Annotated in this window: 15 protein-coding genes; 8 read left to right on the plus strand and 7 right to left on the minus strand. The window is 73.0% G+C overall.

The window, feature by feature from the left end:
- Nucleotides 1–85: 85 nt before the first annotated feature.
- Together ACFWEP_RS22475 and ACFWEP_RS22480 are read right to left on the minus strand one after the other, a co-directional pair.
- The gene (locus ACFWEP_RS22475; protein ID WP_387372189.1) at nt 86–679 is read right to left on the minus strand and encodes a hypothetical protein; all 594 of its coding nucleotides are present in this window, start codon (nt 677–679) and stop codon (nt 86–88) included.
- 39 nt (nt 680–718) lie between these two features.
- Nucleotides 719–2,080 (minus strand): tetratricopeptide repeat protein, encoded by a 1,362-nt coding sequence (locus tag ACFWEP_RS22480; RefSeq protein ID WP_387372191.1) that lies wholly within the window; start codon nt 2,078–2,080, stop codon nt 719–721.
- Nucleotides 2,081–2,555: 475 nt separating this feature from the next.
- Here ACFWEP_RS22480 and ACFWEP_RS22485 point away from each other — a divergent pair, with 475 nt between their 5' ends.
- The 5 genes from ACFWEP_RS22485 to ACFWEP_RS22505 all read left to right on the plus strand — a co-directional run bounded on the left by ACFWEP_RS22485 (nt 2,556) and on the right by ACFWEP_RS22505 (nt 5,261).
- Nucleotides 2,556–2,921 (plus strand): hypothetical protein, encoded by a 366-nt coding sequence (locus ACFWEP_RS22485; protein ID WP_387372193.1) that lies wholly within the window; start codon nt 2,556–2,558, stop codon nt 2,919–2,921.
- A 145-nt stretch (nt 2,922–3,066) separates the two neighbouring features.
- Nucleotides 3,067–3,495 carry a sortase-dependent protein gene (locus ACFWEP_RS22490; protein WP_387372195.1) on the plus strand — a complete coding sequence of 143 codons (429 nt, stop codon included), beginning with the start codon at nt 3,067–3,069 and terminating at the stop codon, nt 3,493–3,495.
- Nucleotides 3,492–4,175 (plus strand): class F sortase, encoded by a 684-nt coding sequence (locus ACFWEP_RS22495; RefSeq protein WP_387372197.1) that lies wholly within the window; start codon nt 3,492–3,494, stop codon nt 4,173–4,175. Before ACFWEP_RS22490 ends, ACFWEP_RS22495 begins: the two co-directional genes overlap by 4 nt.
- A complete protein-coding gene (locus ACFWEP_RS22500; protein ID WP_387372199.1) occupies nt 4,172–4,708 on the plus strand; it encodes an RNA polymerase sigma factor in 537 nt (178 codons plus the stop codon). Before ACFWEP_RS22495 ends, ACFWEP_RS22500 begins: the two co-directional genes overlap by 4 nt.
- Nucleotides 4,692–5,261 carry a hypothetical protein gene (locus ACFWEP_RS22505; protein ID WP_387372200.1) on the plus strand — a complete coding sequence of 190 codons (570 nt, stop codon included), beginning with the start codon at nt 4,692–4,694 and terminating at the stop codon, nt 5,259–5,261. The genes ACFWEP_RS22500 and ACFWEP_RS22505 overlap by 17 nt, the downstream gene beginning before the upstream one ends.
- Before the next feature lie 147 nt (nt 5,262–5,408).
- On the opposite strand, the gene ACFWEP_RS22510 is transcribed toward ACFWEP_RS22505, so the two are convergent.
- Nucleotides 5,409–5,816 (minus strand): DUF6281 family protein, encoded by a 408-nt coding sequence (locus ACFWEP_RS22510; protein ID WP_387372202.1) that lies wholly within the window; start codon nt 5,814–5,816, stop codon nt 5,409–5,411.
- A 389-nt stretch (nt 5,817–6,205) separates the two neighbouring features.
- Between ACFWEP_RS22510 and ACFWEP_RS22515 the strand changes: the two genes are divergently transcribed.
- Nucleotides 6,206–7,948, plus strand: coding sequence for a hypothetical protein (locus ACFWEP_RS22515; RefSeq protein WP_387372204.1), 1,743 nt, complete (start codon nt 6,206–6,208; stop codon nt 7,946–7,948).
- A gap of 84 nt (nt 7,949–8,032) precedes the next feature.
- Here ACFWEP_RS22515 and ACFWEP_RS22520 read toward each other — a convergent pair whose 3' ends face one another.
- The 3 genes from ACFWEP_RS22520 to ACFWEP_RS22530 all read right to left on the minus strand — a co-directional run bounded on the left by ACFWEP_RS22520 (nt 8,033) and on the right by ACFWEP_RS22530 (nt 10,705).
- Complete coding sequence (locus ACFWEP_RS22520) at nt 8,033–9,511, minus strand: flotillin family protein (RefSeq protein WP_387372206.1); 1,479 nt, start codon at nt 9,509–9,511, stop codon at nt 8,033–8,035.
- Nucleotides 9,512–9,572: 61 nt separating this feature from the next.
- On the minus strand, nt 9,573–10,097 hold the full coding sequence (locus ACFWEP_RS22525) for a hypothetical protein (RefSeq protein WP_387372208.1): 525 nt from the start codon (nt 10,095–10,097) through the stop codon (nt 9,573–9,575).
- 200 nt (nt 10,098–10,297) lie between these two features.
- A complete protein-coding gene (locus ACFWEP_RS22530; RefSeq protein ID WP_387372214.1) occupies nt 10,298–10,705 on the minus strand; it encodes a hypothetical protein in 408 nt (135 codons plus the stop codon).
- Nucleotides 10,706–10,810: 105 nt separating this feature from the next.
- Here ACFWEP_RS22530 and sigJ point away from each other — a divergent pair, with 105 nt between their 5' ends.
- Nucleotides 10,811–11,722, plus strand: a complete 912-nt coding sequence (sigJ, locus tag ACFWEP_RS22535) for an RNA polymerase sigma factor SigJ (RefSeq protein WP_387372210.1) — start codon at nt 10,811–10,813, stop codon at nt 11,720–11,722.
- 13 nt (nt 11,723–11,735) lie between these two features.
- Here sigJ and ACFWEP_RS22540 read toward each other — a convergent pair whose 3' ends face one another.
- Nucleotides 11,736–12,221: a peroxiredoxin family protein gene (locus ACFWEP_RS22540; protein ID WP_387372212.1), complete on the minus strand. Its 486-nt coding sequence runs from the start codon at nt 12,219–12,221 to the stop codon at nt 11,736–11,738.
- Between the two features lie 134 nt (nt 12,222–12,355).
- On the opposite strand from ACFWEP_RS22540, the gene ACFWEP_RS22545 reads away from it, so the two are divergent.
- Nucleotides 12,356–13,159, plus strand: a complete 804-nt coding sequence (locus tag ACFWEP_RS22545; protein ID WP_387372216.1) for an alpha/beta hydrolase — start codon at nt 12,356–12,358, stop codon at nt 13,157–13,159.
- Nucleotides 13,160–13,173: the final 14 nt, after the last annotated feature.

The following is a 13,173-nucleotide window of genomic DNA, read 5'->3' on the forward strand; positions in this document are numbered from 1 at the left end:
TACTGGATGTATGCGGACGCCCCGACAACGCGGCGAGGTGCCGTGGCTGTCGTCGCGCACCCGCCAGGAATTGCGGGACAGCCCTCTAGGCGGTGGGCGCAGGCGCGGGGCGCTGGACTTCCAGGACGACCGCGGTCCCGCCCACGGATCGGATCTCGTGCATGGTGATCACCTGGCCGGGAACCAGGTGCCGCCAGTCGTCGGGGGTCAGGGGAGCGAGCCGCACCGGGGCGCGGCCTCCGGGTTCGAGGAAGGGTGCGCGCTCGACCCAGACTCTGGCGATGTTGAGGACCGGGTCGCCGGTCGGGGTCCGGTTGCCGATGTTCCACATCGGGCGCAGGATCCCGGGGCCGGGTACGGGTGTCCGGCGGCGGCCCTCGGCGGCCGGGCGGAGGGTGAAGTCGGCCCGGATGACGCCGTTGCGGGTTTCGTAGGAGCGCCAGTGACACCAGGCCGCACTTCTCTCCAGCCGCAACTGTTCGGCTGCGGTGCCCATGGCCTCCCAGAAGGCGAGAGGAAGCGGCCGGACCCCTCCGAGCTCCTCCAGCAGCCCGAACGCGACTTCCCACTCGTCCTGGGTGAGGTACTCCCAGATGTCGGACACCGTGAGGTCGTTCGCGGTGGCGATCTCCTCGGGGACGAGCAGGGAAGCGGCTTCCAGCAGTTGGGGGACGTCCATGCCTTCCATTCTGGCGTCTTCGAGGCCGTGGCCGACATGTCACCCGCCCCCCGCCGGAGCCCCCGCCCCCGTGGGCACGTGGCTTTCGGCGCGGGCGCGCAGCTCCTCCACGCCGGGGACCTTGCGGTACTTGTCGAGGCGGGTGCGCATGTCTTCGGTGGCTTCGGTGACCTTGACGGAGCGGATGCCTTCGGCGCAGTCGAGGAAGTCGGTCCAGGTGGCGAGGGCGGCGTCGAGGTGGCCTTGGCGGAGGTGGATCTGGCCGAGGTCGGCGAGGATGATGGCGCGGCTGCGGCGGCGGTCGATGCCGTGGATCTCCAGGGATTCGCGGAGGTGGCCGGTGGCGCTGTCCAGGTCGCCGAGGCGGGCGAGGATCATGCCGGAGTGGTGGGCCCAGCGGCCGATGCTGAAGTGGGAGGCCCAGGATTCGCCGGGTGCGGCGTCGGGGGTCTTCTCGATCGCGGACTGGGCGGCGGTGAGGGCCCGGGTGGCGAGGCGGTGGTCGCCGTCGAGGGCGGCGGCGTCGGCGAGGGTGGTCTGGAAGTAGGAGACGGCGCGCGGGTCGTCCAGCGCCTTCGCGCTGTCGACGCAGCGTTCGGAGAGGCGCAACGCCGTCGCGCCGTACTTGGGGCCGAGGTCGATCGCCTGAACGGCCAGGCCTCTCAGCGCTGTTGCGGAGAGCTCGGCTTCCTCGGCGGCGACGGCGAGGCCGTAGGCGTGGGCGTAGTACTGCTGGGCCATGCCCTGGTTGCCCTCGTCCTGGGCCATCCAGCCCGCCAGGTGCACGAGTTGGGAGGTCGCGGCGAACAACTCCCGCCCGATGGCGTCCGTGTAGGTGCCGTCGAGCCAGGGGGCGACGTCCTCGGTGAGGTAGCGGACGGCGAGGTGGCGGGCGTGCCCGCCGCCGAGTTCGGCGGCGGTGTCGCCGAGGGCGCGGGTCATCTGGCGTACGGCGGCGACCTCGCCGGTGCCGACGCGTACGCCGCCGACGCGGTTGGTCCGGCGGGTGACGCTCTCCGGGTCGGGCAGGTTCAGAGCGCCCAGAGCGTGGGCGCCCGAGGCGGCCAGGAAGTTTCGCCGAAGCACGTCGTTCCTCCCCAACTCGACGACTGACGCCACGGTATCGAGGCCCGCAAGGGGGCGGGAGGCGGATCGTTGAGCGGGTACGGACGGCGTCGGGCGGGGCGGGTCGGTGTCGAGCCCGAGTACGTCGGCGATGTACGGCAGCCAGTAGTCGGGTTTCCGTCGGCCGGCCATCCATCGCCGTACCGACTGGCGGTCGAGGCCGTTCGGTCCGCGCCCCTCCGCGATTCCCAACTCCCGGGCGAGTTTGCTCGGACCCCAGCCTCGTGCCGCGCACGCCTGGCGAATCAGCTCGCCGATCTCCTGGGATTCGGGCACCTTGCGCTCACTCCTTCACCAGGGCGGTCCTCCCGGCCTGGCCTACGCGGGACTACATGTGGCCCACAGCCTGGCATCTCCTCACTGTGTGTGTTCGCAAGTTCACTGAACGGCATCCCTCCGGGAGTTCAGATCCACCCTTCGCACCGAAAGAGGTGAGTTCGCGATGAGCTCAGCCAGCGGAAACAACCGGACGAGCGGAAGCAACGGGATCAGCGGTAGCAACCGGACGAGCGGAAGCGACGGGACCAGCGGTAGCAACCGGGCGAGCGGGAGCGACGGGACCGGTGGAAACAGCGGGGCGAGTGGTGGCAGTGGGGCGGGCGGTGGCACTGGTACGTGCGATACCGGCACGTCCGGTGTCGCCCCGGGGCACTGCACGCCGCCCGGTACGCGTGGTTCGTACGGTGGGGCGGCGTACGGGGGAGCCGGAGGGACCGGGTACGGCGGTGTGACGTACGGAGTTCCGCCGTACGTGGGTACACCCCACACGGGTGTGCCGGTCAGTCGCGCGGATCTGGCCGCCGACGTGCAGCTGGCCCTCGATCTCGCCCGGGGGCGGGCGACGGGTGAGGCGGCGGACGCCCTGCGGGCCCGTCTGCGCCGCGCCATCGTCGCGTACGCGCCGATGGCCGACGCGTATGCCGCGCAGCTCGCGGACTCCCGGGCGCGGGAGATCGTCACGCACATGGTCTGCCACGCGTGGGCCGTGGCGCAGGACCCGGGGCAGGACCCGGCGGTCAATCTCCGGCTGCTGGCGAAGGCGGTGGACCATCTCGCGCGGTACGCGGCGGCGGCGCGCCACATGGCCCCGAACGACAGGGATCCGGGGGCCTGTTGACCGGCCGGGTCCCGCACCGCTCGGCCGGACGGCCGAGCGGCTTTGCCATTCCTTTACAACCCGGGGTGCTGCTGCCTCGTCTCTCCGCACGTTCCGTTTCCCGGCCCACCCGTCCCGGTGGGCCGACGACGAAGGAGAGCAGTCCGTGCGCCGAACCACCCTGAGTCTGATGACGCTTGTCTGCGCCGCCGCGCTGGCCACCGCCGCCGGTCCTGCCTTCGCGGGCGGGCCGACACCGGCCCCGGTCCCGACCGCCACGGCCTCCGTCGCCCCGGGCGAGGCCCCGACGGCGGCCGCGACCGCCGCTCCGGCCCCGGCCACCGCGGAGCCCCAGGCCGCCACGGAGGCCGCCACCGAGCCTCCGTCCCCGGTCCCCGCCGAGGACGCCCAGGTCTCCGCCGTGCCGGCCGGAGCGCCGAACACCGGTGAGGTCGCCGGGCAGTCGGGCGGCGGTGACGGGGCCCTGATCGGCGGCGCCGCCGCCGTGGCGCTGGGGGCGGGCGCGGCCGTGTTCCTCGTGCGTCGCCGCCGCTCCACCGTGGTGAGCGGCGTGAACGGGGCGGCCGGGGCGTGACCTCGTACTCCAGGCGGGCCTTCGGGATCGCCGCCGTGGCCTCGCTGCTCGCCGGCTGTGGCAGCCGTGCGGGCGGCGGGGGCGGTGCCGGTGGTGGGGGTGACGCGCGAGCAGAGGCTGCCGTCACCCCCGCGCCGGAAGGCGGCTCGTCCGCGAAGGGCTCGCCCCACGCCGAGGCGGTGCCGGACGCGTCGGCGCGCTCGCTGCCGCTCCGGTTGGAGGTTCCGGCGATCGGGGTGGACACCCCGGTCGTCCGGCTGGGCCTGGAGGAGGACGGCACGGTGGAGGTGCCCGCGATCACCGCGCACGACCGGGCGGGCTGGTACGAGTACGGGCCGACGCCGGGCCAGAGGGGCCCTGCTGTGATCCTGGGGCACGTGACGGTCGGGTCGTACGGCGACGGGGTGTTCCGGCGCCTCGGGGAGTTGCGGGCGGGGGACCGGATCGTGGCGCGCCTGAAAGACGCGACGGCCGCCGAGTTCACCGTCTACGCCACCCGGACGGTGGCGAAGGCGGAGTTCCCCACCGAGCAGGTCTACGGCGACGTGGACCGCCCCGAACTGCGGCTCATCACCTGCGGCGGGGCCCGGGACGGCGGCGGCGGTTACCTGGACAACGTGATCGTCTTCGCGGCCCTCGCCGGGTCGAGCCGGACCGCGTCCCACCCGGGAGCCCGATGAAGCGGGCCCGCGAGAGGAGTGACAGGACCGACAGGACCGACCGGCGCGGCCGACACGACCAGGCCGCGTCGGAGCTGTTCGCCGTCCTCTATCCGCGTCTCGCCGGGTGGTGCCGCCGCCTGGTGGACGACGACGGGACGGCGCACGAGATCGCCTCGGAGGCGTTCACCCGGCTCTGGGCGCGGTGGACCTCGGTGGACGAGCCGCGCGGGTACCTCTACGTCACCGCCGCCAACCTCGTACGCGACCACTGGCGTTCGCTGGAGCGCGAGCGCAAGGCGGTACGCCGGGTGGTGGCCGAGGAGATCGTCGGCCCTCCCTCCGAGCAGGCCGATCCCTCGGTGCGGATGATGGTGCAGTCGTTGCCCGAACGGCTGCGCGTGCCGATCCTGTTGCACTACTACGCGGACATGCCGATCCGGGAGGTGTCCGCGCTGACCGGGCGGAAGGAAGGGACCGTCAAGGCCGATCTCCACGCGGCCCGCGAACTGCTCCGCGCCCACCTGAGGAGAAGCCTTGATCACACGCGTTGACGAGGAGCCGGAGTTCGAGCCCGACGACCCGCTCGCCGTCATCCTGCGGCCCACCGGCGACCGTCTCGGTCCGCCCCCGGGCCGGTACGAGGAGATCCGCCGCAGCGCGGCGGGCCGGAGGTACCGCCGGGCCGCCGCCGGGGTCGGTATCGCGTGCGCGGTCGCCGGGCTGGCGGTCCTGCCGTTCCGGCTGGCGGCGGGCGGGGACTCGCCGGGCGTCGTGCCGGTCCTGCCGGCGTCTCCGGCCTCCCCGGTCGCCCCCGCGTCACCGGTGCCGGTCCCGGCCACCCCGGCCCCGTCGCCGTCCGCACCCGCGTCGACCGGTCAGGCACCCACACCGGCGCCCACCCCGACGGTCTCCGGAGCAGGGCCCGTCCCGCAGGAGACCTCCGCCTCCTCGGCCTCCGCCGTGCCGTCCTCGGCCACCACGGACCCGGCCGCCACCACGGACCCGGCCGCCGCCACGGACCAGAACTCCGCGGACCCGGTCTCCGCCGACCCGGGCGGCGACGCCCCGGCCGCCCTCGCCACCGCCGCACCCACCAGCCGCTGAGCGGCGAGGGTCGAGTGCGGCCCCTGGTCACACGGCCCGTGCGGGGGGCCGGTGCGGCGTCAGTCGTGGAACCGCACCGGGCCCCGCGTGCCGCTGCCGGCCGGGGCACCGTGTCTCTCCGAACACAGTGCCCCGTCCGGCACCGGTTCAGGAGCCGTCGATCAGCTTCCGCACCTCGGGCGGGAACTCGGCGTCGGCGGCACCCTCCGCGTCGGAGTGGACCGCGAAGAACGTGGCGGACTCCGGTGTGTCGCCGACCGCGATGGCGAGTTCGGGCGAGACGCCCACCACCGTGTAGGCGGTCTCGGTTTCGGTGGGGGGCTCCTCGCTCTTCCCTCGGTCGCCGGTGTCGTAGCAGGGTGTCGAGGCCGCGGCGCCGAGCTTCTCTCCGACCGTGAAGTCCACTTTCCCCGCGTCCCAGTAGGACCTGTCCTGATAGGTGAAGTTGGCGACGCAGGATGCCTCGCCCCCACCGCCACTCGCCGTGCACGCTGCTGTCGACAGCACCATGACCGCCGCCCCCAGCCAGCCGGCGGATCGCCTCGTGCCCCTCATGTGTGTCCCCCCTCGGTCGATCGGGCAGAGAGGTGTGTCCCCCTCTGTCCTCGTGTTCCGCGGTTCGACGTGGGCGAGTTGGATCAGGTTCCCTTGCCGCGCGTTCTCCCCGGACCGGATTCCGGGACGGTGTGGACGAACGCGTGAGTGCACCGCTCACCCTCTCGAACTGATGATCCGTCCGAAGCCTTCAACCAAGCGGCAGTTGGGGTCTCTGGGCGCATGTGTCCGGTGGCGGCCCATTCGTGTCCTGAGGGGTGTTACGGGTGTTGTACGGTGACCCCGTCATCACGCTATGTGTGCGAACGCGCACATGGCGCGGCCCCCGGAGGTGTACCCAGCACCGTCCCGAGGGCCTTCACCGCTATGGACGAGAAAGGTCCACAGGGATGCTTTGGCATGCTATCTCGCCGGTGTCGGACACCGGCAGGCGTTCGAGGTCACTGGTCGGCTCGCGCCGGATGAACAGCGACGCGAAGATCATCGTGTTGTACGTGGAAGGGCTCCCCGACGAGGAGCGTCTCGGCTTGCTGGGGCCGCTGTCGGATTACGCCCGGGCGGCCGGCATCGATTCCGGTCCCTACAAGCGGGCCAAGAGGTTTCTGAAGCGCGAGGGTTACCTGCACCAGTGGTCCTACCCCTTCGAGGGGGGCCGGTGGGCGACCGCGCAGATCCTGGCGAACGCGCCTATCACTCCGCAGGAGGCGAAGGCGGTCTGGGCGCGCCGGGAGCACGAGACGGTCTGGTCCGACGAGGGGCCGGGCGAAGGGCCGGGCGAGGGGTCGGGGGAAGGGCCTGGCGGCGGCTCGGGAAACGGCTCGCACCGGGGGCCGGGCAGGAGGTCGAGCTGGGGACTGGCCGGGGGGTGGGCGCCTCTGGAAAGTGCGTTGCCGCAGGTCAATCCGAGTGACGTGGGTCCGCCTGCCGGTCGGCTGCGAGGGCGGCGGGACGGCGGCTACCCACCTGACGGACAACTGATGGCGCGCTCATCCCACCTACCTACCAGGGTGGTTGAGAACTCGAACGCTGAACGAGTCGGGTCCGCAAGCCGGTTCGAGCTGGGACCGCTGCTCGCGGACGAGTCCGACAGCGGCTTCTGGGCGGACCCGCCGGAGTGGCTGATCGAGCAGGACCCGGTGGGGGTCACGGCGGCGCCGGTCGCGCGTGCCGAGGTCCCGCCGCCGAGGACCGCCCCGGTGATCGCTGCCGCGCCCGTGGACGCCCCCGCAGCGGCGTACGTACGGGCGCCGGAGGCCGGACGGGTGCGTGAACCGTGGACCGAGCCGGTGCGCGTGTGCGGGCCCACGGCCGCCCCTGCCGCCTCCGCGCCCGCCCCCGAGCCGGTGCACGAGCCGGTCCCCGCACCCGTGGCCGCGTCTGTTCTTGAACCCGAAAGCGTTCCCGTACCCGAACGCGTTCCCGTGGCCGTTCCCGTAGCCGCTCCCGCGGCCGTGGCGGAGGATCCGGGAGAAGCACGGGGGAAGGGCTGGACGCCCGAGATGGTGCTGGCGGAGCAGGTGCTGCTGTCGCTGAGGAAGGAAACGAAGCAGCTCCACCTGGGGCAGTACGAGGTACGGGGCCTGGTGGACAAGGCGGCCGAGTGGCTGCGGCGCGGGGTGTCGGCCGCCGACATGCGGTACGTGCTGAGCTCGCAGCTGCCGAAGGACGGGGTGAGATCGGCCGTGGGCTTCGTGCGGCACCGGCTGACGGAGAAGATGCCGCCCGAACCGGGCCACCGGCGTGTCGTGGCGGGAGCCGTGGCGCGGGGGGCCTCGCGTCCCCAGGGTGTGGACCGGCCCGGCGACGTGGTCTTCGTCCCGGGCCGGGGGTGGGTGTCCGAATCGGGCGAGGATCTCGACCGGGAGGTGGTGCCGGAGGTGCCGCTGGTGGTCTGCGAGGGGCCCGGTGACGAGCACATGCTCCGGGCGTACGGCGGACGCACGAAGTGCGAGGAGTGCCAGCAGGCGGAGGCGTTCGCGCTGTGGGCGGCCCGACGGGACGCGAACGCGCGGGCCCGGGGCGAGGACGGGCTCACCGGGGACGGCACCGGAGGCTGGCGCGACCGCCTCGCCGGGCTCGCCCCACCGGGCGGCGCGGGTGCACGACCCCCGGAGCGCCCGGCGGACGAATGAGGCCGCCCGCGCGCCCGAAGGCTGCTGTCCCCGGTCGCGGGACAGCCTTCGGGCGCGGACGGCCCCACCGGATGCGGGAAAGCCTCAGTCGGTGACCTCGATCTTCCCGTCGCCCTTCGTCTTCCCGCCGTTCGTGGTGCTCGGCTCCGCAGCCGCCTCGGAACCCGCCGCCACGGCGGCTGCCGGTGCGCCGGTCCGGGAGGCGGTGAGGTTCTTGAGGAGCGAGGCGAGGTCGACTCCGGTCGTGGAGGTGAGCAACTCCATGCCCTGCGCGACGTTGTCGGTGACGGTGCGCGCCAACTGGCTCGCCCCGTCGGTGGAGATGACCGTCAGCTTGTCGATGGCACTCAGCGGTTCCGCCGCCTTGGCGACGACCTTGGGCAGCACCTCCACCAGCATCTGCAGGACGGCCGCGTCGCCGTACTGCGCGAAGGCGTCGGCCTTCTTCTGCATGGCCTCGGCCTCCGCCGCACCCCGGGCGGCGATGGCGGCGGCCTGGGCCTCGCCCTCGATGCGTACCGCCGCCGCCAGTGCCGAACGCTGGAGCTTCTCGCCCTCACCGGTCAGCCGTGCGCGGTCGGCGGTGGCCTCCGCCTCCTTGACCTTGGCGATACGGCGGGCCTCGGCCTCCTGCTCGGCCTGGTACCGGGCGGCGTCGGCGGGCTTGCGGACGCGGGTGTCGAGTTCCCGGTCGGTCAGGGCGGCCTGGCGCTGGGCGACCTTCTCCTGCTCCTGGAGGACCTCCTGCTGACGGGCGGCCTCGGCGAGCGGCCCTGCGGCGTTCGCCTTGGCGGCGGCCACCTCGGTCTCCACCCGGATCTCGGCCTGCTTCAGGTAGAAGGTCCGCTCGGCGACGGCGATGTCCTCCGCCGCCTTCAGCCGGGCCTGCTCGGAGGTCCGCCGCGAGTTGGCCTCGGCGATGTCCGCCTCCTGCTTGGCGCGGGCGGCCTCGGGGCGGCCCAGGTCCTCCAGGTAGGTGCCCTCCGTGGTGATGTCGTGGATCTGGAACGCGTCCAGGATCAGGCCCTGGCCGGAGAGGCTCGCCTCGGCCTCCTCCGCGACCTGACTGGCGAAGGCGGCGCGGTCACGGATGATGTCCTCGACCGCCATCCGGCCGACGATCGCGCGCAGCGAACCCGAGAGGACCTCCTGGGTGAAGCCCGCGATCCCCGCCTGCTGGCGCAGGAACCGCTGCGCGGACGCCCGGATGGCGTCCTCGCTGCCACCGACCTTGACGATGGCGACGCCTTCGAGGTTGGCCTTCACCCCGCGCAGGGTGACGGCCCCGCGCACCTTCACCGGGATCTGCCGGCTGGAGAGGTCGAGGGTGTACCGCTGCTGCACGAACGGCACCACGAAGACGCCGCCGCCGACCACGACCTTCTGGCCGGTGTTGTCGATGCTGGTCTGACCGGTCACCGGGTCCGTGTGCTTCTTGCCCCGGCGCCCGGTGATGATGAATGCCTCGCTGGGCCCGGCGACTTTGTACCGGGTGACGACCGCGAGACCGAGAAACACGAACAGTACGACGATGCCGATGACCGAGATGACGACTGGACTCATGTGGTGATGCCCCCTGGCCCGCCGCCCGCTCGGGCGGCGGATTGTTCAACAGCCTTATGTTTTACGGGCGTTCTACCGGACGAACCTTGACCGAGGAGGTGGACAAGGTGGCCTCCACCCAGATCTCGGCGCCCTGTGCGACGGGTGCGGCGCTCTTCGCCGCGTACTTCACGGTGTGCCCGGCGTGGCGCAGCAGCACCTCGCCGTATCCGCCTGCCGGGATGGCGGTGACGACGGAACCGGTGGTACCGATCAGGTCGTCGCCGCGCGGTGTGGGGTCCGTGCGGTCCTGCATCAGGGACCGGCTGAACTTCCAGGTCAGCCAGGCCGCCACCAGTCCCGCGAGGCCCCCGCTCGCCAGGGCCACGGCCAGTCCCGCCCCGGTGGTGCCCTGCACGATCGCTCCGCCGAAGCCGAGCATCGAGAGGAATCCGGCGATCACCGGAAGCGAGAGCAGGCCGTCGAACAGTCCGGTGAGCAGGCCTCCGAAGAGCCCCCCGAAGATCCCCTCCAGGATGCCGTCGAAGAGCAACGACAGAGCGAGCAGGGCGAGTCCCGCCGCACCCAGTGCGAGCAGAAGCGTCACTTCGTACCCCCCTTGAGCTTTCGGGCCCCCCGGCCCAGCTCCGTGGCGAACCGACCGGAGCGTCTCACGGCCCGGGGCGCACCGTCACTGCCGGGAACCGGCAATCCTGGAGCAACCTCGATGCCGGGTGCTTGCCCAGTCGGACGGGGGGACGAACCATTGCGCGCCCTCGGTTCCCGCACCCGGGCCGTGTACGGCTTTCAGCGCTTCACCAGCGCGAGCAGGCTCAGGCCGAACATCAGGACCCCGAGCGGCAGATGGACCGAGGGCACGTGCGCGATGCCGAGCACGACCTGCGCGGACGCGAGGACCAGGAAGCCGGTCGCGTGCCAGACCGGCCGGAGGGGGCCGCCGCCCGGTTTCCACGCCAGCACCGCCGCGAGGACGTACAGCATCGACGCCGCGTATATCACCCGGGCTCCGACGCTGTGCAGCGTCTCCCCGTAGGAGGCGGTCAGCAGCAGTCCGGCGGAGACCGCTTGGAGAAAGATGGTCAGGGTCTGCAGGGCTATCGCGATCCGCAGGAACGAGATGCGGCGCCCCGCCGTCCCCCGCGCATCCGTCGTCTCCTCCGTCGTCGCGTGCTCGGTCGTCGCCCGGGTGGTCATGGCCACGGTCCCCCTTCTTCTCCGCCCCGCAGGGCGGTCGGTCGATAAGGTCGTAACCGTCCGACGACATGGGCCCGGAGAAGGTAAGGCGAGGGGGCGGCCGGCATGGGCAGGGCGGGTGCGCGCACCGACGAGGTCGCCGGAGAGCGGCGCCAACTCCTCAACATCGCCTACCGGTTGCTCGGCTCGCTCGCGGAGGCCGAGGACGCCGTGCAGGAGGCGTACACCCGCTGGTACACGCTGGCGCCCGCGCGGCGGGACGAGATCGCCGCCCCCGGCGCCTGGCTGACGACCGTGACCGGCCGGATCTGCCTGGACGTGCTCGGCTCGGCGCGGGCGCGACGCGAACGGTACGTCGGCTCCTGGCTGCCCGACCCGCTGCGCGATCCGCTGCCCGGCCCGGCCGGGCAGGACCGGGACGGCGGTGCCGACCCCGCCGATCTGATGGTCCTGGACGAGTCGGTGACCATGGCCTTCCTCGTCGTGCTGGAATCGATGACCCCCGCCGAGCGGGTGGCGGTCGTCCTGCACGACGTGTTCCGCTACCCGTTCGCGGAGATCGCCGACGTCCTCGGCCGGACCCCGGCCGCCTGCAAACAGCTCGCCGCCTCGGGACGGCGCCGGTTGCGCGAGGAGCGCGCGCCGGTGACGGCGGCCGGCCGGGGCGACGTGGTGCGCCAGGTCAAGGAGGCGTGGGAGACCAGGGACATCGCGGCCCTCGTCGGCCTCCTCGACCCGGCCGCGGTGCTGACCGCGGACGGCGGCGGCCTGACGAGCGCCGTCCTGCGCCCCGTCGAGGGCGGTGCGCGCATCGCCGCCTACATGGCCGCCCTCGCCGACCGGGCTCCCGGACTCGAACTCCTGGAACGCTCGGTCAACGGCACACCGGGCCTGGTGGCCCGGAGCGGCGGCACCGTCCTGACGGTCGCGTCGCTGGAGATCGCCGACGGCCGCGTCACCCGCCTGTGGGTGGTCCGCAACCCGGAGAAGCTGCGACCCTGGCTGCACGACGCCTGAGGGAGGGCTTGCGTCAGACGGCCCCGATGGCGGTGAGCTGCTCGGCCAGCGTGTCGACCGACTGGAAGGTCGCGCCGATCAGTGCCACGTGCTTCCACCGCAACACGCCGTCCGGGCCGATGAGGAACACCGAGCGGCGCACCCCGATACCGGGCGCGGCGACCCCGTACGCGCGGGCGACCGCGCGGTCCGCGTCGGCCAGCAGCGGCATCCGCAGCCCCCGGCCGCGGGCGAAGCTCTCGTGACTGTCCACACCCTGTGGACTGATTCCCCAGACGTCCGCGCCGAGCCCCTCGAAGACCTCCAGGCCGGAGGAGTACGAGCAGAGCTGCCGGGTGCAGACCGTCGTGTTGTCGCCGGGATAGAAGGCGAGGATCAGCGCCCGGCCCGGCGCGCTGTCGCGGAAGTAGTCCCGGCGCACGAACTCCTCACCCACGAGCTCCCCACCCGGGAGGGTGAACTCCGGTGCGGGGGCGCCGATCTGAGGACCTGATGCCATGATGTCTCCTTCGTCCGGGGAATGTTCGCGGCGAGGTGCCCGCCGCGCAGGGGTTCCTACGAGAATGTGCCCAGGTGCTCCGCACGAGCATGCTCCTCGTAAGGGCGAACCGTCCCACCACCCAGGAGGTGTGCGTGGCCCCGCAGATGCCCTCGGCAGCGGTGCTCGTCCTGCACGGCGGCCGTGCCAGGGGGACCGAGCCGCCGCCGCCCGGCCTGCTCAACCTCCCCGGACTGCGGATGTGGCCGTTCATCCGGTCCCTCGTCCGGGCGACCGGAGAACGTGCGACCGGGGAACGCGCGGCCGGAGAAGGCGCGGCCGGAGAGAGCGCGACCCGCGAACGCGCGCCCGGCGAACCGGCGACCGGCGAGCACCGCGGTGACAGGACCGGCCCCGTACTGGTGCGCCGGGTGCGGTACGGCCACCGGGGGTGGAACGGCGAGCGGGACGACGCCTTCCACGACGCGGTGCAGGCCCTGGACGAGCTCCAGGACGAGGCCGGTGACCTGCCGGTGATCCTGCTCGGCCACTCCATGGGCGCCCGCGCCGCCCTGCGCGCCGGAGGCCACCCCCTGGTCCGCGGGGTCGTCGGCCTGGCCCCCTGGTGCCCGCCCGGCGACCCGGTCACCCAGCTCGCCGGGCGGGACGTGGTCCTCCTGCACAGCACCCGCGACCGGGTCACCAGCCCGCAGGCCACCCAGTCCCTGGCCACCCGCGCCCGCCGCGCCGGAGCCCGTACCTGCCTGATCACCGTGCGGGGCAGCGACCACGCGATGATCCGCCGCGCCCCCGCCTGGCACCGCACCACGACCGCGCTCGTCACCGGACTGCTGGGCCTGACCCCGGTGCCCCACCCGGTCGCGGAGGTCCTGCGGCTCCCCGTGAGCGCGGAGGCCACGGCCGGAACGCTGGACTTCGACGGACTCCCCGCCCGCTGACCCCGGGCCCGGGG

This window comes from Streptomyces sp. NPDC060198, assembly GCF_042728415.1.
Lineage (GTDB): Bacteria > Actinomycetota > Actinomycetes > Streptomycetales > Streptomycetaceae > Streptomyces.

Coding starts and splice junctions, on each gene's coding strand:
- ACFWEP_RS22475 (WP_387372189.1), bottom strand. CDS start 679: ATGGACGTCCCCCAACTGCTGGAAGCCGCTTCCCTGCTCGTCCCCGAG.
- ACFWEP_RS22500 (WP_387372199.1), top strand. CDS start 4,172: ATGAAGCGGGCCCGCGAGAGGAGTGACAGGACCGACAGGACCGACCGG.
- ACFWEP_RS22510 (WP_387372202.1), bottom strand. CDS start 5,816: ATGAGGGGCACGAGGCGATCCGCCGGCTGGCTGGGGGCGGCGGTCATG.
- ACFWEP_RS22515 (WP_387372204.1), top strand. CDS start 6,206: ATGCTTTGGCATGCTATCTCGCCGGTGTCGGACACCGGCAGGCGTTCG.
- ACFWEP_RS22520 (WP_387372206.1), bottom strand. CDS start 9,511: ATGAGTCCAGTCGTCATCTCGGTCATCGGCATCGTCGTACTGTTCGTG.
- ACFWEP_RS22530 (WP_387372214.1), bottom strand. CDS start 10,705: ATGACCACCCGGGCGACGACCGAGCACGCGACGACGGAGGAGACGACG.
- sigJ (WP_387372210.1), top strand. CDS start 10,811: ATGGGCAGGGCGGGTGCGCGCACCGACGAGGTCGCCGGAGAGCGGCGC.
- ACFWEP_RS22540 (WP_387372212.1), bottom strand. CDS start 12,221: ATGGCATCAGGTCCTCAGATCGGCGCCCCCGCACCGGAGTTCACCCTC.